12 protein-coding genes and 1 rRNA gene (1 of these 13 only partly in view) are annotated in these 20,379 nt (G+C 66.0%); 9 read left to right on the top strand and 4 right to left on the bottom strand.

All coding sequences use genetic code 11. The features are described from left to right. The first annotated feature begins 16 nt into the window (after positions 1-16). From U0025_RS11545 to U0025_RS11530, 4 genes are all read left to right on the top strand, one after another. Positions 17-730, top strand: coding sequence for a VIT1/CCC1 transporter family protein (locus U0025_RS11545; RefSeq protein ID WP_004207536.1), 714 nt, complete (start codon positions 17-19; stop codon positions 728-730). Positions 731-769: 39 nt separating this feature from the next. Then, the gene (locus tag U0025_RS11540) at positions 770-1,315 is read left to right on the top strand and encodes a glutathione peroxidase (protein WP_004207535.1); all 546 of its coding nucleotides are present in this window, start codon (positions 770-772) and stop codon (positions 1,313-1,315) included. Between the two features lie 99 nt (positions 1,316-1,414). Further along, the gene (locus U0025_RS11535) at positions 1,415-2,731 is read left to right on the top strand and encodes a M20/M25/M40 family metallo-hydrolase (RefSeq protein WP_004207534.1); all 1,317 of its coding nucleotides are present in this window, start codon (positions 1,415-1,417) and stop codon (positions 2,729-2,731) included. 53 nt (positions 2,732-2,784) lie between these two features. After that, positions 2,785-3,429, top strand: a complete 645-nt coding sequence (locus U0025_RS11530) for a trimeric intracellular cation channel family protein (protein ID WP_004207533.1) — start codon at positions 2,785-2,787, stop codon at positions 3,427-3,429. 19 nt (positions 3,430-3,448) lie between these two features. Here the strand turns inward: U0025_RS11530 and U0025_RS11525 are convergent, their stop codons facing one another. Further along, complete coding sequence (locus U0025_RS11525; protein ID WP_004207532.1) at positions 3,449-4,897, bottom strand: amidohydrolase; 1,449 nt, start codon at positions 4,895-4,897, stop codon at positions 3,449-3,451. Between the two features lie 241 nt (positions 4,898-5,138). Between U0025_RS11525 and U0025_RS11520 the strand changes: the two genes are divergently transcribed. The 4 genes from U0025_RS11520 (at position 5,139) to U0025_RS11505 (ending at position 15,331) form a co-directional block, all read left to right on the top strand. Then, entirely contained in the window at positions 5,139-8,156 is a 3,018-nt protein-coding gene (locus tag U0025_RS11520; protein WP_004207531.1) for a TonB-dependent receptor domain-containing protein, read from the top strand. A gap of 62 nt (positions 8,157-8,218) precedes the next feature. Further along, on the top strand, positions 8,219-10,687 hold the full coding sequence (locus U0025_RS11515; RefSeq protein WP_004207530.1) for a zinc-dependent metalloprotease: 2,469 nt from the start codon (positions 8,219-8,221) through the stop codon (positions 10,685-10,687). A 25-nt stretch (positions 10,688-10,712) separates the two neighbouring features. Beyond that, on the top strand, positions 10,713-12,509 hold the full coding sequence (locus tag U0025_RS11510) for a CIA30 family protein (RefSeq protein WP_004207529.1): 1,797 nt from the start codon (positions 10,713-10,715) through the stop codon (positions 12,507-12,509). An 89-nt stretch (positions 12,510-12,598) separates the two neighbouring features. Further along, on the top strand, positions 12,599-15,331 hold the full coding sequence (locus U0025_RS11505; RefSeq protein ID WP_004207528.1) for a M14 family metallopeptidase: 2,733 nt from the start codon (positions 12,599-12,601) through the stop codon (positions 15,329-15,331). A 42-nt stretch (positions 15,332-15,373) separates the two neighbouring features. On the opposite strand, the gene U0025_RS11500 is transcribed toward U0025_RS11505, so the two are convergent. From U0025_RS11500 to U0025_RS11490, 3 genes are all read right to left on the bottom strand, one after another. After that, positions 15,374-16,441, bottom strand: a complete 1,068-nt coding sequence (locus tag U0025_RS11500; protein WP_004207527.1) for a FecR family protein — start codon at positions 16,439-16,441, stop codon at positions 15,374-15,376. Positions 16,442-16,456: 15 nt separating this feature from the next. Beyond that, on the bottom strand, positions 16,457-16,966 hold the full coding sequence (locus tag U0025_RS11495; protein ID WP_004207526.1) for an RNA polymerase sigma factor: 510 nt from the start codon (positions 16,964-16,966) through the stop codon (positions 16,457-16,459). Between the two features lie 82 nt (positions 16,967-17,048). Next, the gene (locus U0025_RS11490; RefSeq protein WP_004207525.1) at positions 17,049-19,493 is read right to left on the bottom strand and encodes a TonB-dependent receptor domain-containing protein; all 2,445 of its coding nucleotides are present in this window, start codon (positions 19,491-19,493) and stop codon (positions 17,049-17,051) included. 815 nt (positions 19,494-20,308) lie between these two features. On the opposite strand from U0025_RS11490, the gene U0025_RS11485 reads away from it, so the two are divergent. Further along, positions 20,309-20,379: ribosomal RNA gene (locus U0025_RS11485) — 16S ribosomal RNA — on the top strand; it runs 1,416 nt beyond the window's last position.

The raw sequence follows: 20,379 nt of genomic DNA, 5'->3' as shown, positions 1-20,379 counted from the left end.
CAGGGGGCTCCATCATATGACCACGCCGCGCGTCGAGCCGCCACGGCCGCATCATGCCGTCCATTATGTCAACCGGGTCGGCTGGCTGCGCGCGGCCGTGCTGGGCGCCAATGATGGGATTGTATCGACCGCCAGCCTGATGACCGGGATCGCCGCATCGGGCGCGACGGGCGAGTCCATATTATTGTCGGGCATCGCCGCCTTGGTGGCCGGCGCGATGTCGATGGCGGCGGGCGAATATGTGTCGGTGAGCGCCCAGTCGGATACCGAGCGTGCCGATCTTGCCAAGGAAAAGAAGGCTTTGGCGACGCAGCCCCATGCGGAATGGGAGGAGTTGCGCGACATTTATGTCGAGCGCGGGCTGGACCGGGATTTGGCTGGGCAGGTGGCTACCCAGTTGATGGCGACCGATCCGCTGGGCGCCCATGCCCGCGACGAACTGGGCATTTCCGACCTCAGCACGCCGCGGCCGGTACAGGCAGGGCTGGCCTCGGCGGCAAGCTTCGCCTGTGGCGCCGCGCCTCCGGTAGTCGCCGCAGCCATCGCGCCGTCGCTGGCCGGGATCAGCGTCGTGCCGGTGTCGCTGCTCTGCCTGTTGCTGCTGGGCTATCTCGGGGCGCGGCTGGGTGGGGCGCGGCCGGGGCGGTCGATGCTGCGTACCTTCTTCTGGGGCGCGCTGGCGATGGCTGTGACTGCTGCGGCGGGCCATCTTTTCGGCGCCGCCATATGATGGCAAGGTCCGCCGCCTGATATCCAAGGGAGACGATGCATGACCGCAATCCAGCAGATACCGCTCAAGACCATCAAGGGGGCCGACGCGACCCTGGCCGATTATGCCGGCAAGGTGGTGCTCGCGGTCAATGTCGCCTCCAAATGCGGGCTGACGCCGCAATATGAGGGGCTGGAAAAGCTCTATGCCGATTATCGGGACAAGGGGCTGGTGGTCGCGGGCTTCCCCGCCAATGATTTCGGCGCCCAGGAACCGGGCAGCAATGACGAGATCGCCACCTTCTGCACCACCAATTTCGGTGTCGATTTCCCGATGTTTGAGAAGATCGTGGTTAGCGGGCCGGACAAGCATCCGCTCTACGCCGCGCTGACGAGCGCACTGCCCGAAGCGCAGGGCGATGGCGACAGCTTCCGCGAGCGCCTCAAGGGCTATGGCATGACGCCCAATCCGGTGCCGGAAATCCTGTGGAATTTCGAGAAGTTCGTGATCGCCAAGGATGGCAGCGTCGCGGCCCGTTTCGCGCCGACGACCGCGCCCGACGATCCGGCGCTGGTTGCCGCGATCGAAGCCGAACTGGCGAAATAAGCATCCGACGGGTGGCGTGTCTGCGCGCGCAACCCGTTCTATTCTACGGCTGCCCCGGAGCGGCCCATTTTTCCCTTGTTTCGGTGAAGTTACGAACCCATGCGACAGACTATTGTGAAGGCGGCGCTGTGCGGCGCGATGCTGCTGGCGACCACGGCACAGGCGGCGCTGAGCCCGGCCGAACAGAAGATCGGCGCCAGCGTCGATGCCGGTCATGAACCCGCGATCGCCCTCCTCGAAAAGATCGTGAACCAGAATAGCGGGTCGATGAATGTCGCCGGCGTCAAGGCGGTGGCCGACATGCTGCGGCCCGAGTTCGAGGCGCTGGGCTTCACCGTTAGCTGGAAACCGATGGATCAGGTCAAGCGCGCGGGCCATTTCATCGCGGTCCACAAGGGCAAGGCGGGCACGACGAAGATGCTGCTGATCGGCCATCTCGACACGGTGTTCGAGCCGGACTCGCCGTTCCAGACCTTCAAGCGCGAGGGCGACTGGGCCGCCGGACCGGGTGTCGGCGACGACAAGGGCGGGGTGGTGACGATGCTGCTCGCCCTGAAGGCGATGCAGGCGGCGGGCACGCTGAAGAACGCCAATATCGAAGTGGTGCTGACCGGTGACGAGGAGGATTCGGGCGATCCGGTCTCGATCTCGCGCGCTGATCTGATCGCGGCCGGCAAGCGCGCCGACGTCGCGCTCGATTTTGAGGGGCTGAGCCGCGAGGACGGCAAGGATATGGGCTCGATCGCGCGCCGCTCCTCCAACAGCTGGACGCTGACCACCAGCGGCAAGTCGGCGCACAGCTCGGGTATCTTCTCTGCGGCCGCCGGCGACGGCGCCGTCTATGAAATGGCGCGGATCATCACCGCTTTCCGCAAGGAATTGCCGGAACCCAACCTGACCTTCAATGTCGGTCTGATCGGTGGCGGCCAGAGCGCCGATGTCGACAAGGATGGCGTGCGCATCGCTGTCACCGGCAAGACCAATATCATCCCCCCGGTGGCGGTCGCCAAGGGCGATTTCCGCACCCTCAGCCAGGACCAGACCGAGCGGGTGCGGGCCAAGATGCAGGCGATCGTCGATAGCGGCCATCTGCCCGGCACCGGCGCCAGCATCGCCTTTGACCTGGGCTATCCCTCCATGGCGCCAACGGCGGGCAATCGCGCGCTGCTCGGCAAATTGAATGGCATCAACAAGGATCTGGGCCTGCCCGAAATGCCCGAGCTTGATCCGCTCAAGCGCGGCGCCGGCGATATCAGCTTCGTCGCGCAGGATGTCGACGGGCTGGTGGGTCTTGGCCTCGCCTCGACGGGTGACCATAGCCCGGCGGAAAAGGCGGACCTGTCCAGCATGCCGCGCCAGGCCAAGCGGGCGGCCATATTGATGACCCGTTTGTCGGCCGAGAAGGGCCGGAAATGATCGACCTTCGGGCGCCCGCTTCCGCTGGCGCCCGATAGCGGCTATGGAAAGCCATGCTGCCGCCGACCCCGACGATCGCCACGCATATCGGACCCGTGCTGGAGGCGTTGAGCCTGATCGGCACCTTCGTCTTCGGGGCTTCCGGGGCATTGGCTGCCGCACGCCTGCGCCAGACATTGGTGACCTTTGCCTTCTTCGCCCTGCTTACGGGGGTGGGCGGCGGCACGGTGCGCGACCTGCTGATCGATGCGCCGGTCTTCTGGATCCATGATCCGGCGCCGTCGATCGTGTGTATGGCCGCTGCCATTACCGTCTGGATCACGCCGCGCCGCTGGTGGAGCGATCATGCGCTCGACTGGCTCGATGCGATCGGGCTGGCCGCTTTCGCGGTCTTTGGCGCGGCCAAGGCAATGAGCTTTGGCGTGCCGCCCTTTGTCGCGGGGATGATGGGCGTGGTCACCGGCTGCGTCGGCGGCATCATGCGCGACACGCTGGCCGGCGAGCCGTCGATCCTGCTGCGCCCGGAACTCTATGTCACGGCCGCGGCGTTCGCCTCCGGCCTGTTCGTACTGTTGCGGCTGGCCGGACTGGATGTGCCGGTCGCTGGCGTGATCGCGGCGCTGCTGGGATTTGGCCTGCGCGCGCTCGCGATCCGCCGGGGGCTGGGTCTGCCCGCCTATAAGGAGGCGGGCGAGTAATCGTCCTGCTTCGGGACCGTCACTTCCCGTTTCGATATTCCAGCGCCGGTCCCTTGTCGCCCAGCAGCGAGCGATAGACGAAATCCTTGCCGCGACGGCGATCCAGTTCGGCCTTGGCCTCCGCCAGCGTGTCCGGGCTCTGGAACAGTTGCGCGGCGGTCAGTGCCATCGCCTTGGCAGCGACGACCGCGCCCTTGGTGCCGACGCTGGTGCCGCTCGCGGCGACGGCCTGCCAGCTGTGCGGCGGGGTGCCCGGCGCCCAGGTGGCCGCGACCATGCCGACCGTCGGCGTCGTGTAGCTGACATCGCCGACATCGGTGGAGGCCGGCGTCAGGCCGCCGCTGCTATAAGCCTCGACGCTGCCGTCGCCCATGCGCGTGCCCTTGGGGAAGCTCGACTGGATCTGGGTGATGAAGGCCTGTTCCTGCGCACTATAGCTGGGCAGGGTCACCTGTTTCAGATTGTCATACATGACATGGCCGAGCGTGTCGTTGGGCAGCAGGTCGAAGGTGCCGCCGACCTGGTTGAACTCGACCGTGGTGCCCGTGCCCATGGCCGCGCCCTCGGCCGCCTTCTTCACCCGGTCCATGATGTCGGCGACCACCTGCTGATTGGGGTGGCGGACATAATAATAGACCTCGGCCGTGTCGGGCACGACGTTCGGCGCCTTGCCGCCATCGGTGATGACATAATGGATGCGGGTTTCCTGCGGCACATGTTCGCGCATCATGTTGACCATCGCATCCATCGCCTCGACCCCGTCGAGCGCGGAGCGGCCACGTTCGGGCGCGGCGGCGGCATGGGCGGCGGTGCCGTGGAAGCGGAACTTGCCGCTGATATTGGCGAGCGCGGTATTCTGCGACGCGCTGTTGCTGTCGGCGGCATGCCAGTGGATCATCGCCGACACGTCCTTGGTGAGGCCGGCGCGGACGATGAACACCTTGCCCGATCCGCCTTCCTCCGCCGGCGTGCCATAGAGGCGCAGTTCGCCCTTGATCTTGTGCGCGACCATCCAGTCCTTGGTGGCGATGGCGGCCGCGACCGAGGCGGCGCCGAACAGATTATGGCCGCAGCCATGGCCGGCAATGCCCTCGATCGGCTTGCGCACCGGCTCGGCCGCCTGGGGCAGGCCGGGTAGGGCGTCATATTCGGCGAGCAGGCCGATGACCGGACCGTCGCCGGTCCTGAAGCGCGCGACGAAGGCGGTCGGCATGCCGGCGATCCCGGCCTCGACCGTGAAGCCTGCGGCCTTCAACTGCTGCTGCAACAGGGCAGAACTCTTGGTCTCCTGAAAGCCGATTTCGGCATAGTTCCAGATCTGCAGCGCGTTCTTGGCCAGCGTGTCCGCGCCGCGATCGACATCCGCCATGATTGCCATCTTGTCGCCATCGGCCAGCGGCCCGGCGAGGGCGGGCGCCGATGCGCCGAGCGCGAGGAGGGCGAGGAAGGAGCGGGCGAAGCGTGACATGGATGGATCCCCTGGCTGCATGAAGCGGGGCGGTCCGCACCATCCCCCACTGGTGAAACGGCTTATCGATCAGGGTGATGGATACCACCATCACAAAAGTGAAATTTTTGATGGGGGAAATTTTCGGGCCTGCGTCTCCGACAATGAGAGGGTTTCCGGCCACGCAGCCGGACGAGGGGACAACCTCAAAAGATCAGAGCCCATCCGAAGGGATCGGATGGCGGGAGCCAGGGGAAGACATATGGGTGTGTATCGGAACAAGGGAGCCTGCGCGGCGAGCCTGATCGCCATGGGATGGGCCATGGCCGCAGGCAGCGCATTGGCGCAGGACGCCGCCCCGGCGGCGGATGCAGCGGACGGCATCGTCGTCGTCGGCTCGCAGATCAAGGGCGCCAAGATCAATGAGGCGCTGCCGGTCACGGTGGTATCGACCGACGAGATCAAGAGCGCGGCCGCCGTATCGGGCGACGAACTGTTCCGTTCGATCCCGCAATTTGGCGACGTCCAGTTCAACAGCCAATATCTGCCCGGCAGCTCCAACGGCGCGCGCGGCGACGTCGGTTCGCTCGACCTGCGCAGCCTGGGCATCGGCAACACGCTGGTGCTGCTGAACGGCCGCCGTGTCGTTGCCCACCCGACCAGCCAGGCGAACGACCAGCTGGTGCCGGTGCTGAGCTACAACACCAATGCCATCCCGGTGAACGGGCTGGAGCGGCTGGAAGTGCTGCGTGACGGCGCGGCCGCCATTTACGGCGCGGACGCGGTGGCGGGCGTGGTCAACACCGTGCTCAAGACCGATTATCAGGGCGCGGAACTGTCGCTGCAATATGGCGGCGCGGAAGGCACCGGCCTGCGCGAGTTCAACGCCAATGGCGTGATCGGCACCAACTTTGCCGAAAATCGCGGCAACATCACCCTGTTCGGCAGCTATGATCATGGCACCGGCCTGGATTCGACCGAGCAATATTATACCGAGTCCTCCGATCGCCGCGGCCTGTTCGAAGGCACCGCGTTCGAAGGCTCGACCTCGCTCGATGGCCGGTCGACCACCACGCCCTTCGCCAACCTGCGCACCTATGGCAATCGGGCGGTGACCATCAACGGCACGTCCCTGACCAACGCATCGGGCCAGTTCCATGTGCAGCCCACCAGCAGCGCTGGTTGCGTCGCCGCGATCGGCAATGATCGCTGCATCCAGAACGGCACGATGGCGACCACCGGTGCTGACCGCGACCTGCGTTATGACTCGCTGGCGCAGGGCACGTCGATCATGCCGCGCCTCAACCGCCTCAACCTGTTCATGACCGGCCATTATGACATCAGCGACGATGTCACCTTCTTCGCCGAAGCCGGCTTCTATCGCAGCAAGACCAAGGCGCAGCAGAGCCCGGTCGCGACGCTGAGCTCGATCCCGATCTATGTGCCGGCAAGCAATTACTGGAACCCGCTGGGCCAGGCCGTGTTCGCCAACGGCACCGTCAATCCCAACCGCCTGGCCGGCACCAACGCCCCGACCGAAGGCCTGCCGCTCACCATCAACAATTATCTGTTCGATGACTTCGGTCCGATGAACGTCACCGTGACCAACCAGCAATATCGCTTGCTGGCCGGCCTGCGCGGCGAGTTCAACGGCTTCAACTGGGAAAGTGCGGTCAGCTATTCCGAAGCCTGGGCCCGCGACGTCAGCGACAATATCAGCCGTACCAAGCTGCAGGAATATCTGTCGCTCTCGACCCCGGACGCCTACAACATCTTCGGCACGTCGGTGAACAGCCAGTCGACCATCGACGCGATGCGCGAGGAGCTGGTCCGCTATACCAAGTCGACCCTGGCGACCTATGACTTCCGCATTTCCAAGAGCGACCTCTTCACCCTGCCGGGTGGCAATGTCGGCTTTGCCGCCGGTATCGAGGCACGGCGCGAGACCCAGCTTGACGATCGCGATCCGCGCATCGACGGCACCATCACCTACACCGATCCGCTGACCGGCGCGGTCTCGGGCGACTTCGTCAACTCCGCGCTCAACAACGACACCAGCGGCCATCGCGAAGTGTTCGGCGCCTATGCGGAATTTGCCGTGCCGCTGGTTTCGCCGGAAATGGACATTCCGCTGGTGCGCAGCCTGGATCTCCAGCTGGCCGGCCGCTACGAACATTATAGCGATTTCGGCGATGTCGCCGTGCCCAAGATCGCCGGTGCCTGGGAAGTGGTGCGCGGCATCCGCTTCCGTGGCTCCTGGGCCAAGTCGTTCCGCGCCCCGAACCTGGAGCAGACCAACGCGACGGTCGTGACGCGCGCGAACAGCCGCACCGACTATATCATGTGCGAGGCGGATGTCCGCGCCGGCCGCATTACCGACTTCTCGCAATGTTCGCGGGCGCAGACCACCTCGGCCCGGCGCTCGGGTAACCCGGATCTCGATCCTGAACGGGCAAAGACCCTGTCCTTCGGCGTCGTGCTGGAGCCGCCGCTGCCCGACGGCATGGGTCATCTGACCTTCACCACTGACTGGTGGCGGGTGCGCCAGACCGGGCTGGTCGGCATTTTCGGCGAAGGCAATGCGCTGATCCTCGACTATCTGCTGCGCAAGCAGGGTTCGAGCAATCCGAACGTGATCCGCGCCGCGGCGACCGCTTCGGATGTCGAAGCCTTTGCCGGCACCGGCCTGACCCCGGCGGGCGAGGTTCTCTACGTCCTCGATCAATATACCAATTTGCAGCCGCAGACGGTGAAGGGTCTGGACTTCAACCTGACCTATCGCACGCCTGAAACCAGCGTCGGCAGCTTCAACTTCGCGGTCAATGCGTCGCACTTCCTGAAATATTATCAGGAACCCTCGCCGGGCATCGCCGAACTGCTGGCGGCGCAGGACGCGGGCGACATCGATGCCGCCGTCAACATCTCGGGCGGCCGCAGCCTGTTGCAGCTCGACCGCAAGCCCAAGTGGCGCGGTTCGGCCTCGCTCACCTGGTCGCTCAACAATGTGACGGTCGGCGCCTTCGCCCAATATACCGGCAAGGTCTATGACACCGGCCTGATCGATGCGGACGGCGATTACTGGACGGTCAAGGCGACCACCACGGCGAACCTCTATGGCCAGTATCGCTTCACCGAGGGATCGCTGAGCGGCACCAGCATGCGCATCGGTGTGCGCAACCTGTTCGACAAGGCGCCGCCGCTGTCGTCCAGTGGCTATCAGGGCCAGCTTTATTCGCCGCTGCGTCGCTATTGGTACTTGAACGTCAGCCACAAATTCTGATGCCTCCTGGGGCACCGGCCATTCGGCCGGTGCCCATTTTTTGCTTTCGGGACATGTTATTGATGAAATCGCTGCGCGCGCTGCCGCTTGTCGCCCTGATGATCCTGAGCGTGCCGGCCGGCACCGCGCTGGCCCAGCCCGCGCCGGCGGCAAGTCCGGCCCCGGCCAGCCTGTTCACGCTGGCGGGCGGGCAAAAGATCGTCCTGCCCAGGGCCGGCGCCAATGGCGTCATCGCCCGCTATCTCTACACCCCCTCGATCGCCGGGGGGCTTGGCGCAGCCGAAATCGGCCTGGATCGCGCGCGGCTGGGCGAGACGCAGGTGCTGCTGTTCCGCAAGGTCGGCAACAAGGTGCTGGCCGAGTTCGAGAATTACCGCTTCCGTGCGCTCAACGGCGATGCCGGCGAGGAACAGGCGGTTGCGCGCTCCTTCTCCAATTCGCCGATCTGGTCGGGCGATATTGTCAGCGAAGATGACAAGGGCATCACGCTCGACCTGTCCGGCCTGCTGATGCGCGATGCCTTTGACGTCGCCGGACGGCTGAAGGCGACCAAGGCCGGCAATTTCAAGATTGCGCCGGCGCTGTCCTATGTCGATCCGGCGCAGAGCCTGGCCTTCCCGGACAATGTCGAGTTCGAGGCGGCGCTGACCTTCACCAGCGACGAGCCGGGACGCAGCATCGAGCGGGTGTTGCCCGATGCGCGCGGGCTGACGGTGCGGGTGCATCACAGCTTCATCCGCCTGCCCGACGCCAATTTCCACACCCGCGCCCATGACCCGCGCACCGGCACATCGGTCCAGGTCATCCGCAACAATTATGCCGCCGCGCTGGACGAGCCGATCGTCACCCGGCTGGTCCGCCGGTTCCGGCTGGAAAAGACCGATCCCAATGCCGCGCGTTCGGCGGTCAAGAAGCCGATCATCTTCTATGTCGACCGCGCCGCGCCGCAAGCGATCCGCGATGCGCTGAAGGAAGGCGCGCAATGGTGGGCGCAGGCGTTCGACGCCGCTGGCTTCGTCGACGCCTTCCGGGTCGAGGAACTGCCGGTCGGCGCCAATCCGATGGACGCGCGCTACAATGTCATCGCCTGGGTCCATCGCGAGACGCGCGGCTGGTCGACCGGCACCACGATCGTCGATCCGCGCAGCGGCGAAATCGTGCGCGGCGTGGTGCAGTTGGGATCGCTGCGGGCCTGGCAGGACAAGCTGATCTTCGAGGGGCTGGCCGGCGCGGCGAAGGAGGGCACCGGCGCCAGCGACGACCCGATCATGCTGGTCAAGGCGCGGCTGCGCCAGCTCGCCGTGCATGAGGTCGGCCATGCGCTGGGCCTGTCGCACAATTTCGCCGGTTCGACCTTCGAGAACCGGGCGTCGGTGATGGACTATCCCGCGCCGCGCATCGCCGTGCGCGACGGGGCGCTCGACTTTTCCGACGCCTATGCCACCGGCGTCGGCGCCTGGGACAGGTTCGCGATCGACTGGCTCTATCGCCAGTTCCCGGCCGGCACCGACGAGAAGGGGGCGCTCGACGCCATGACCCGCGCGGTCCAGGCCAAGGGCTATCGCTTTGTCGCCGATGGTGACACACGCGGCGATGGCGATGCCCAGCCCTGGGGCAATATGTGGGATGACGGCACGGATGCCGCCGCGCAGCTCACCCATATCATGGATGTGCGCCGGATCGCGCTCGACCGCTTCGGCCTCGACAATCTGCCGGCCGGGGCGGCCGCCGCCGACCTGCGCCGGATGATCGTGCCGATCTATCTGTTCCACCGTTACCAAGTGACGGCCGCGTCGAAGCTGATTGGCGGGGTGGATTACAGCTATGCGGTGAAGGGCGACGGCCATGAGCAGGCGCTGCCGGTCGACGCCGCGCAGCAGCGGGCGGCGCTGCGCGCCCTGCTCGCGACGCTCGATCCTGCCGCGCTCGATCTGCCCGATCGCCTGTCACCTTTGCTGTCATCGATCCAGTCGGGCATGAGCGACCGCCAGACCGACATCGAACTGCTGCCCGGCCGCACCGCCGCCGCCTTCGACTGGGCGCGCGCGGCCGAAGTGGCGGCCGACGGCAGCTTCATCGCGATGCTGGCGCCCGAGCGGCTCAACCGGCTGGTGGCGCAGCATGCCGCCGATGCCGGCCAGCTCTCGCTCGACGAATATCTGGGCGCGATCGACGATCGGGTGATGGCCGCCGCGGCACCCGGCCGGCAGGCGGAAATCGCGCGGCAGGTTCGTGCCCGCTATGTCCTGCGCCTCATCAGCCTGGCCGACGACAAGCAATTGTCGTCGACCGCGATCGCCATCGTGCGGGCCCATATGGAGAGCCTGGCCGGGCGTCTGGGCAAGCGCGGCGCCGCCGCCGATGCCGCGCATAACCGCTATCTCGCCACAATGCTGACGGCCTCGCCCGAGGAGCGCGCCAAGCTGGCCGAGCCGATCGCGCCGCCGCCGCCGATCCCGCCGGGCGCGCCGATCGGCAGCGATGCCGAATGCTGGTTCTGCATGCCGGCGGTGCCGGCGACCGAAGAATAATCATTGCCTTTGAGGGGGAAGTCCCATGCGTAAATCTGTTGTCACTGCTCTGCTGGCCTCGGCCATCGCCCTGCCGATCGCGCTGCATTCCGCCGCCTCCGTCTCGGCCCCGGCCGATGGCGGCACGGTCGCCATCGTCGGCGCGACCATTTTCGACGGCACTGGCGCGGCGCCCGCGCCCGGCACCGTGCTTATCCAGGATGGCCGCATCACCGCCGTTGGCGCCGATGTGAAGGTGCCGCGCGGCGCCAGGGTCATCAACGCCAAGGGCAAGGCGCTGCTGCCCGGATTCTTCGACGTCCATACCCATTGGACAGCCGGCGGCAGCCCCAGCACCTTCCCGCAGATCGCCAATGCCTATGTCGCGGCCGGCGTGACCACGGTGAATGATTTCAACGAGGCGCCCGAGGCGTTTGCGCCGCTGCGCGCCTGGCTGGGCCAGATGAACGCTCCCCATGTCCGCTTTGCCGCGCGCATCAGCACGCCCGGCGGCCATGGCGCCGACTGGGCCGATCAGGCGACCACCATCTGGGTCAACACGCCCGGCGCCGGCAAGGCCGCGATCGAGAGCCTGGTGCCCTATCAGCCCGATCTGGTGAAGATCTTTTCCGACGGCTGGCGCTATGGCGTGTCGCCCGACAATACCAGCATGGACGAATGGACGCTCAAGGCCACGGTCGAGGCGGCGCACGTCCAGAACTGGCCGGTGCTGACCCACACTGTCACCGTCGATCGCGGCCTGGTCGCGGCGCGGGCGGGCGTGGACTCGCTCGCCCATGGCCTGCAGGACCGGCCGATCACCGCCGAGGAAGTCGCCGCGATCAAGCAGAGCGGCATGGCTATGGCGCCGACGCTGGCGGTCTATGATCCCTATAAGCGCGGCGACGTGAAGGCGGACGATCCGCGCCTGAAGCAGACATTCCGCAAGTTCGGCTTTGCGCTGGGCAATGTGAAGGCGCTGTTCGATGCCGGCGTGCCGATCGCGCTGGGCACCGATGCGGGCATGCCGGGCACGCCGCATGGTCCGTCCACCCTGCACGAGATGGAATTGCTGGTGCAGGCCGGCTTGACGCCGAGCCAGGCGCTGGTCGCCGGCACCCAGACCAGCGCGAAGATCATGCGCATCGACGCCGATCGCGGCACCATCGCGGTCGGCAAGCGCGCCGACATCGTGCTGATCGACGGCACGCCCTGGACCGACATCAAGGATGTCTACAAGGTCTCGCAGGTGCTGATCGACGGCAAGCTGGCCTATGGCGCCGGCGCCCCGGCGCTGCCCGTCGCCAACAAGACCGACCGTCTGCCCTCGATCAGCGTGCCTGCGCTGATCGACGATTTCGAGCGCGACGATCGCCGCTCGTCGATCGACACGCTGCGCGTCGACACGCCCGATGGCGGCATCGACCGGTCGGTCGAGATCACCCAGACGGTGCCGCGCGACGAGGGCGGCAAGGCGCTGTCGCTGTCGGCGCGCATGGCGGTGAAGGAAGCGGCTTATGCCGGCTTTGCCATTCCGCTGAGCCGCGGGTCGATCACCCCGGCGAAGATCAGCGGTTACAAGGGCCTGCGGTTCGAGCTGAAGGGCGACGGCGCCTATACCGTTCGCCTGAACGGCCTGGACGGCGTCTGGGAAGCGCAGGTGCAGGGCGGCGCCGGCTGGGCTGCGGTCGAGGTGCCGTTCAGCCAGTTCAAGCCGGTCGAGCGGCGCGGCAAGACTGGCCCGGCCTTCACCGGTGACGGCATCACCCAAGTCGAGTTCGGCGGATCGCGCGGTCCCGGCAAGCGCATGTGGTTGCAGATCGACAATGTCCGCTTCTACTAAGGGCTGACGGCCTATTTCAAAGGGCGCGATCGAGCATCGCGCCCTTTCCTCTTTCTGCCCGCTTACGACCAGATATCTGGAGAGATTGCATGAAACCCCATTGGCTTTTCCTGTCGGGCGCACTGCTGTTGCAGGCCGTGCCTGCCGTGGCCCGGACCAGCACGCCGACCCCGCCCGAACGCTTCTTCAAGCAGCCGCCGGGGACCGACTATTATCTCGCCAATTACAGCGAATATGAGGCCTATCTCCAGAAGCTGGCGACCCAAAGCGACCGGATGAAGCTGGTCGACATCGGCAAGAGCGCGGAAGGGCGCAGCCAGTGGATGGCGATCGTCTCCTCGCCCGCGAACCTCGCCAAGCTGGACGAGTATCGCACGATTGCCGAGAAGCTGGCCCGCGCCCATGGCGTGGACGAGGCGCAGGCGCGCACGCTGGCGGCGCAGGGCAAGGCGGTGGTCTGGATCGACGCGGGCATGCACGCGACCGAGACGGTGACGTCGCAGGGGCAGATCCAGGTGCTTTACCGGATGCTGACCCAGTCGGACCCGGAAACGATGCGCATGCTGGACGACTGCATCATCCTGTTCGCGCATGACAATCCCGACGGCATGGAACTGGTCGCCAACTGGTATATGCGCTCGGCCGATCCCAAGAAGCGCGAGATGGCGACACTGCCGCGCCTCTACCAGAAATATATCGGCCACGATAATAACCGCGACAGCTTCATGGCGGCGATGCCCGAGACCGAGAATGTCAATCGGGTGCTGTTCCGCCAATGGTATCCGCAGATCGTCTACAACCAGCATCAGACCGGGCCGGAGGGCATGGTGGTGTTCGTGCCGCCGTTCCGCGATCCGTTCAATTTCAATTATGACCCGATCGTCATGGCGCAGCTCAACGAAGTCGGCTTCGCCATGCATTCGCGCCTGATTTCCGAGGGCAAGGCCGGGTCCGGCACGCGCAGCGCGGCGCCCTATTCGACCTGGCACAATGGCATGGAACGATCGGTCGCCTATTTCCACAACAGCATCGGCCTGCTGACCGAGATCATCGGCGGGCCGACCCCGGCGAAGATCCCGCTGGTGCCATCGACCCAGTTGCCGCGCGGTGACGAGATGATGCCGATCGGCCCGCGCGACTGGCATTTGCAGGATTCGCTCGACTATCAGTGGACGCTGGACCGTGCCGTCATCGACTATGCCTCGCGCAATCGCGAGCGGCTGTTGTTCAACATCTGGAAGATGGGCGCCAACAGCATCGAGAAGGGCAGCAGGGATAGCTGGACCATCACCCCGTCCAAGGTCGACCGGCTGGCCAATGCCAAGGCGCTGGATGAAGGGCGTGGCCCCAAGAAGGTCGATCCCGGCCTTTACAAGACGATGCTGCAAGCCCCGGCCGAGCGTGATCCGCGCGCCTATATCATCCCCGCCGACCAGCGCGACATGCCGACGGCCATCGCCTTCCTCAATGCGCTCATCAAGAATGGCGTCGAGGTGGAGCGGGCCGACGCGCCGTTCCAGGCGGGCGGGAAAAGCTATGCCGCCGGCTCCTACATCGTGCGCACCGACCAGGCCTATCGCCCGCATGTGATCGACATGTTCGAGCCGCAGGACCATCCGCATGACACGGATTTCCCCGGTGGCCCGCCCAAGGCGCCCTATGACATTACCGGCTATACTTTGGCCTATCAGATGGGGATCGGCTTTGATCGGCTGCTCGACGGGCTGGACCAGCATTTCACCCCGGTGCCCGACCTGCTGGCGCCGCCGCCCGGCCGGATCGTGGGGCAGGGCAAGGCGGGCTGGATCGTCGGCCATGAAAGCAACAACAGCTTCATCCTGACCAACCGCCTGTTGAAGGCGGGCGTGCGTCCCGCCTGGCTGAAGCAGGCGGTGAGCGCCGATGGCGAGGCGATGCAGGCCGGCGCGATCTGGATCCCGGCATCGGCCGGCGCGCAGAAGATCGTCGGTGACGCGGTAACGGAGCTGGGCCTGACCGCCCATGCGCTCGATGCCGCGCCGCAGGGCGAACGCATTGCGCTCAAGCCCCTGCGCATCGGCCTGGTCGATCGCTATGGCGGCAATATCCCGACCGGCTGGACCCGCTTCCTGCTGGAGAAGTTCGAATTCCCGTTCGCGCCGGTCTATGCCAAGCGTCTGGATGCGGCCAATCTGGCGAAGGATTATGATGTGTTGCTGTTCGCCGACGGCGCACTGCCCCCGAGCGGTGCCTGGGGAACCGCCCGCGCCGGCAAGCAGCCGGACGTCAAGGACACGCCGGCCGAGTTCGTGCCGATGCTGGGCGATCTGACCGATGCCAAGACGGTGCCGGCGGTCGCGGACTTCGCCCGCAATGGCGGCGCGGTGGTGGCGATCGGCAATTCGGCCCGCTTCATCGACCTGCTAGGCACGCCGCTCAAGCCCGCGCTGGCACGGGAAGTGGAGGGGGCGATGAAGCCGCTCGATACCAAGAGCTTCTTCATCCCCGGATCGATCCTGCGCGCGCGCGTCGATAACCGCCAGCCGTTGGCCTATGGCCTGCCCGACCAGGTGGACATGTTCTTCAACCGCTCGCAGACCTTCGTGACGGCGAATGCCACCCCCTATGGCCAGGTGTCCTGGTTCGAGGGTCGTGATCTGCTGCGCAGCGGCTGGGCCGTGGGACAGGAGAAGCTGGCCGGCACGATCGCCGTCGCCGATGTCGATGTCGGCAAGGGCAAGCTGCTGGTGATGGGGCCGGAAGTGGCGCAGCGCGCCCAATCCTATGGCACGTTCAAATTCCTGTTCAACGCGCTGCTCTATGGCGCGGCCGATCGGAAATAAGGGAAAGACACGGGGCGTCGACAGGCGCCCCGTTCTTCCGGATCATCCCCGGACGGCGCAGTCGCCGGGGATGATCTGATCGCCGCGGGTCAGGACGATCCGGTCGGCGTTACGTGCTACATGCACAAGGCCCTGTTGCTCCAGCGCTTCGGCCAGACCATCGGCATTGTCGATGTCGAACACGCCGCTGATGGCGATATGCGCGGCATCCTCCTTCACCTCCAGCCGGCCCGAGCCATAGCGGTTCATTTCCGCCGCGACATCGGACAGGCAGCGACCGGTGAAGACGATGCGCCCGTCGCGCCAGGCGCTTTCGCGGGTCACGTCGACCGGGTCGACCGAAACGCTCTGATCCTTCTGCGTCAGCCGCATGCCGGCGGGCAGCAGGGTGGCGCGGCTGCCATTGTGGGTTGCCGCAGCCGTCACGACGCGGACAAGCCCCTCGGTCGTGGTGACCTGTTCCCGGCCCGACAGGCGCGACACGTCGAAGGCGGTGCCGACTGCCGTGGCGGTCAGCTTGCCGGCCGACACGCTGAAGGGGCGGCTCTTGTCCTTCTGGACGGCGAAATAGGCGCGCCCCGATTCCAGCGCGACCGCCCGCTTGTCGGCAGAGAAGGCAAAGCGGATCGCACTGTCGGCGTCCAGGATCACGCGCGATCCGTCGGGCAACTGGATATTACGGCGGCGGCCGGCGGGGCTGAACAGGCGCGTGCCCGTCGCCTGTGCCACCTGTTCGCCGGACAGGGCGGGCGGCACGGGATGCTCGGCAGGGCGGCTGGTGAACCAGAGCGTTGCCGGCACCGCCAGCAGCGCGGTCAGCGAGGCTGCCAGCAAGGCCGCGCGCCACGGGCGGCGGCTGGTCGAGGGGGCGGAAGCTTCGGTCTGGCGCGCCTGCATCTGGGCGAGCATCGCCGCCATCGCATCATCCTGCTCCGCAGCGCCGGCGACGTCCCAGCCGCGCTCGACCGCGTCCATGGCCGCGCGATGCGCCGGGGCCGCGTCGCACCAGGCGGCAATCGCCGCCCGCTCGGCGGATGTCGCCGTGCCGGACTGCAACCGCGCCCAATGGGCGGCGGCGATGTCGAAGGGGTCGTCCCCGTCCTGGGTCATGAAGTGACCGCTATCCTATCGTGCCATGCGCCGGGCGATATGCGCGACGGCCTTGGCGACATGTTTCTCGATCGCGCTCACCGAAATGCCCAGCCTTTCCGCAATATCGCCATAGGCCAGCCCTTCGTAGCGCCGCATCAGGAAGATGTCGCGGGTCCGTTCCGGCAGCTCTTCCAGCGCGCGGACGACCTGGGCGATCTCTTCCCTTGCCTGTAAGACGCGGTCGGCGGTCCGTTCCTCAGCAGGATGATCCTTTTCCGTCAGTTCATCATGCCCCTTGGCATGACGGACCTGATCGCGCCGCGCCTGATCGCGCAATACGCTGGATGCGGTGCGGAAGATATAGCCTTCCAGATTGTCGATGCCGTCGGGCGACTGGCGCACATGCATGCGCAGCATCACATCCTGCACCAGGTCGTCGACGATATGGGCGCTGGTGACGCGGCGGGCAAAATAGCGGCGCAGCGCCGGGATATAGGCGGAATAGTCGGTCGCCCTGTTTTCCGCCCCGCCCGGTTGCGGCAACGACGATCCTGATAGACGGTTCAACCCCGAAACCCCTTGTCCGCGCTTTCAAACCCCTTGCGGGCCGCCCCGGCGACCCGCATCACCAATGCCGGTCCCAGCTCAGCAGGATCGATCGCGGTCCTGAACTGAACGTTTGACCGACCCCATATCCGTTAGTCACCGCGCGCAAATTCGCGACGCGGTTGAAAATATTGCGCGCGCGCAGCGACAGGCTGGTCCGTTCCCGGCGCCAGCTCAGCCCCGCACCGAACAACGAGAAGCTCGACGTCTCGACGAAATCGGGATCGTCACGGGTGAAGGTGGACCAGGAGCCGGACTGATATTGCCAGTCGCCCTCGACCGTCAGTTGGCCATGGCCGCCGACCGACCAGCTGCGCGCCAAGCTGGCCTGCAACCGGCGATGCGGCACGAAGGGGATGCTGTCGCCCTTGTCGGCGCCGCCGACCAGCGGCGCGGCGTCGGACACGCGGGTCAGGTCGGCGCGGATCAGGCTGGCTTCCAGCCGGGCGGTCAGGCCCGGCAGCGGCCGGGCGACCAGTTCGAACTCGGTGCCCAGGATCATCGCGTTGCCGACATTGACCAGATAGGCGTGCGAGCGATTTTCCGACAGGGCCCGATACTGCATGTCGCGCCAGTCGTTCATATAGGCGGTCAGCGTCATCTCGCTGTCGCGCCAGAGATGCAGGTTGAAGCCGAGTTCAGCACCCCACAGGCTGTCGCCATCATAGGTGCGCCGGTCGGGCAGCAGCACAGATGCGGTGTTGACCCCGCCCGGCCGGATGCTGCGCGTCAGCTGGGTATGCCAGCTGGCGCCCGGCGCGATCGGCAGGTCGATATGGACGCGGGTGCTGAGCCCGCCCGAGCGGCTGACGGTGCGCGGCCAGGAGTCGATCGATCCGCTGAGCAGATTGGGCACGACCACGTCATTCTGCGACGCGACGCGATAATCATCATAGCGCAGCCCGAGCGAGACGAGCAGATCATCCTCCCGATAGGAGAGCGTCCCGAACAGCGCCGCCTGATCGCGGCTGATCGCCAGCCGGCGGGCACCGAACAGTTCGCCAGTCACATCGGGATCACCGCTGTAGGAGGAGAGTTCGCTGCGCAGCCGCTCGCTGCGATGATCGATCAGCACGCCCGCCACCCAGCCGAGGCCATGGGCATTGTCATGCCCCAGGCGCAGTTCCTGCAGGATGCGGGTCGACACGATCGGAATATGCAGCAGCGATGGCGCGAAGCCGGCGGCATAATCGGCGAACTGCTGCGTCTGGGCCGGATCGCAGGATGGACTGTCGAGCCCGAAATAACGCTGGCAGGCTTCGGGATCCTGCCCCTGCAGCAAGGTGGCCTTGGTCCGATCATACCGCCGGTCGAGCGACCAGCGATAGGCGGCGGTGATGCTGGTCAGACGGACCGGGCCGCCGCCATAGCCGATCTTGAGCCGCCCCATCAGGAAGTCATGGGTGGTGGGCGCGGCGAAATAGCGATCGGTGCGATAGGGGCCGAGCGACTGGAACCAGGAGGAGGCGTCTGCGATGCGGCGATGCTGCCAGGTGAGCAGCGCCGATATGTCGAGATCGGGCTGCGGCACGATCCGCGCGATCAGGCGCAGCCCCGATATGTCGTCGTCATTGACGTTGCGCGCGCCGGTGCGAACATTGTCGACATAGCCGCCCGCGCGGCTGGCATAGGCGGTCGCGCGCAGGGCGGCGCGCGCGCCCAGCGGAATATTGAGCGTGGAGGAGGCCGACAGGTCGGGATCGCCGCCCTGCTGCATGCCCAGGCCCAGGTTGGCGCCGCCGCCCCATTGGCCCAGATGCGGTTCTTCCGGCGCGATCTCGATCTCGCCGGCGAGCGCGCCGACGCCATGTTCGGCGCTGCGTGCGGTGCGCGCGATGCGGACCTGCGCCACGTCCACCAGCGACAGGTCGCTGGTCGTGCGCGCGGCGTCGCTGCCGGTGCCCGACGGGCCGGCGATCGGCACATCACCGAAATAGACCAGAGTGGTGGATTCTCCCGCCATGCCGACGCCGCGCACGATCAGCGCGCGCTGCCCGGCATTGCCCGGTTCGCTGCTGATGCCCGGACTGGCTTCGACCAGGGCGGCAATCCCCGCCGCGCTGGGCCGCAACCGCAGGTCGCCGGCAAAGCTGACCGGATCGGTTCGGCGCTGGGCGGTGACGATCAGCGGGCGGGCCGGGGGCAGGGGGGATGGGAGGGGGGCGGCTGCAATGTCGGCTGTGCCGCGGACCGGGGAGGCCGGTTCGATCAGGATGACATGGGCGTCCGTCTCCCGGAAGGTCAGGCCGCTGCCCTTGAGCAGCCGGCGCAGCGCGCTCGAAAAGGACATGGCGCCCGACAGCCGATGCGATGTCGCCGAACCGGCCAGGGCGGAGGGGAAGACGATCTGCCGGCCGGCCTGCAAGGCGAGCTGCTGGATTGCGGTTTCCAGCTTCTGACGCGGTATGTCGAATGCCGTGTCGCTGCCGTTGCGCGCGAATGCCGGGGCGGTGATGAGGGGCATGGCCAGGAATAGGGGCGCGCCGATTGTCGCGATCCGGCGCAGCGCATACCGCCCCGGCCGCGCGACACCGGCTCTTCTGCACCTTCGTATCACGGACACGCCTTATTCTTCCGACCCGATGTCCAGAACGAGCGACCCCCCACTTTCCATCACGGCATATCCGGCGTGGCGTCGGAAGATTGCGCAAATTGTGCAAAGGTCATGAACTGTCCCCAGGCGGCTGCGCCGGTTTCGACGCTGCTGTCCCGTCAATGTGAAAGGAAGCGCATGACGTCGTCGTCTTTGCGGAGGCGAGGGCGATGGGATCGCGGCCGGATTGCTAACCGAAAGGGGCAGGGGCGTGAATTAAGTTATTCTGTTCCTTCTACAAGTCGGCCTCGTGGCGCAGCCTCCAGGGCATGCAGATGGGGCGTTGCGCGGTGATTTTCGGCTTCTGAGCCATTTTTTGCGAGAAAGGTGTTGACGGGTTCGCCTGACGGGCCTAGATGCCACTCCACCGACGCGGTGATGACCAACGGTTTTCGCCACGCACGGTCGCCAACATAGCAGGACAGTATGTCCCCCGATAGAAATAGCGGGGAACGATCACTGTCCGCTTCGATGTTTGGACGGCTCTTTGACATTGTGATTTAGATGAAGGGACATGTGGGCGGCGGCCCTGGGTTCTTACGGCTTTCAGGCGTAGGGATTCAGATAAATTTAGGCCGTTCCTATATGTCTCGATATATTCCACTAGAATATATTGTGCAGGAATGGCTCCTGAAAATGAGCGGTTTCTGATCGGGCTTATTCCGCCTGGTTGGAGATCGGACATCAAACTTGAGAGTTTGATCCTGGCTCAGAACGAACGCTGGCGGCATGCCTAATACATGCAAGTCGAACGAGA

It is taken from the genome of Sphingobium yanoikuyae (assembly GCF_034424525.1).
Classification (GTDB): Bacteria; Pseudomonadota; Alphaproteobacteria; order Sphingomonadales; family Sphingomonadaceae; genus Sphingobium; species Sphingobium yanoikuyae.
This window is presented reverse-complemented; position numbering and strand designations above follow the sequence as displayed.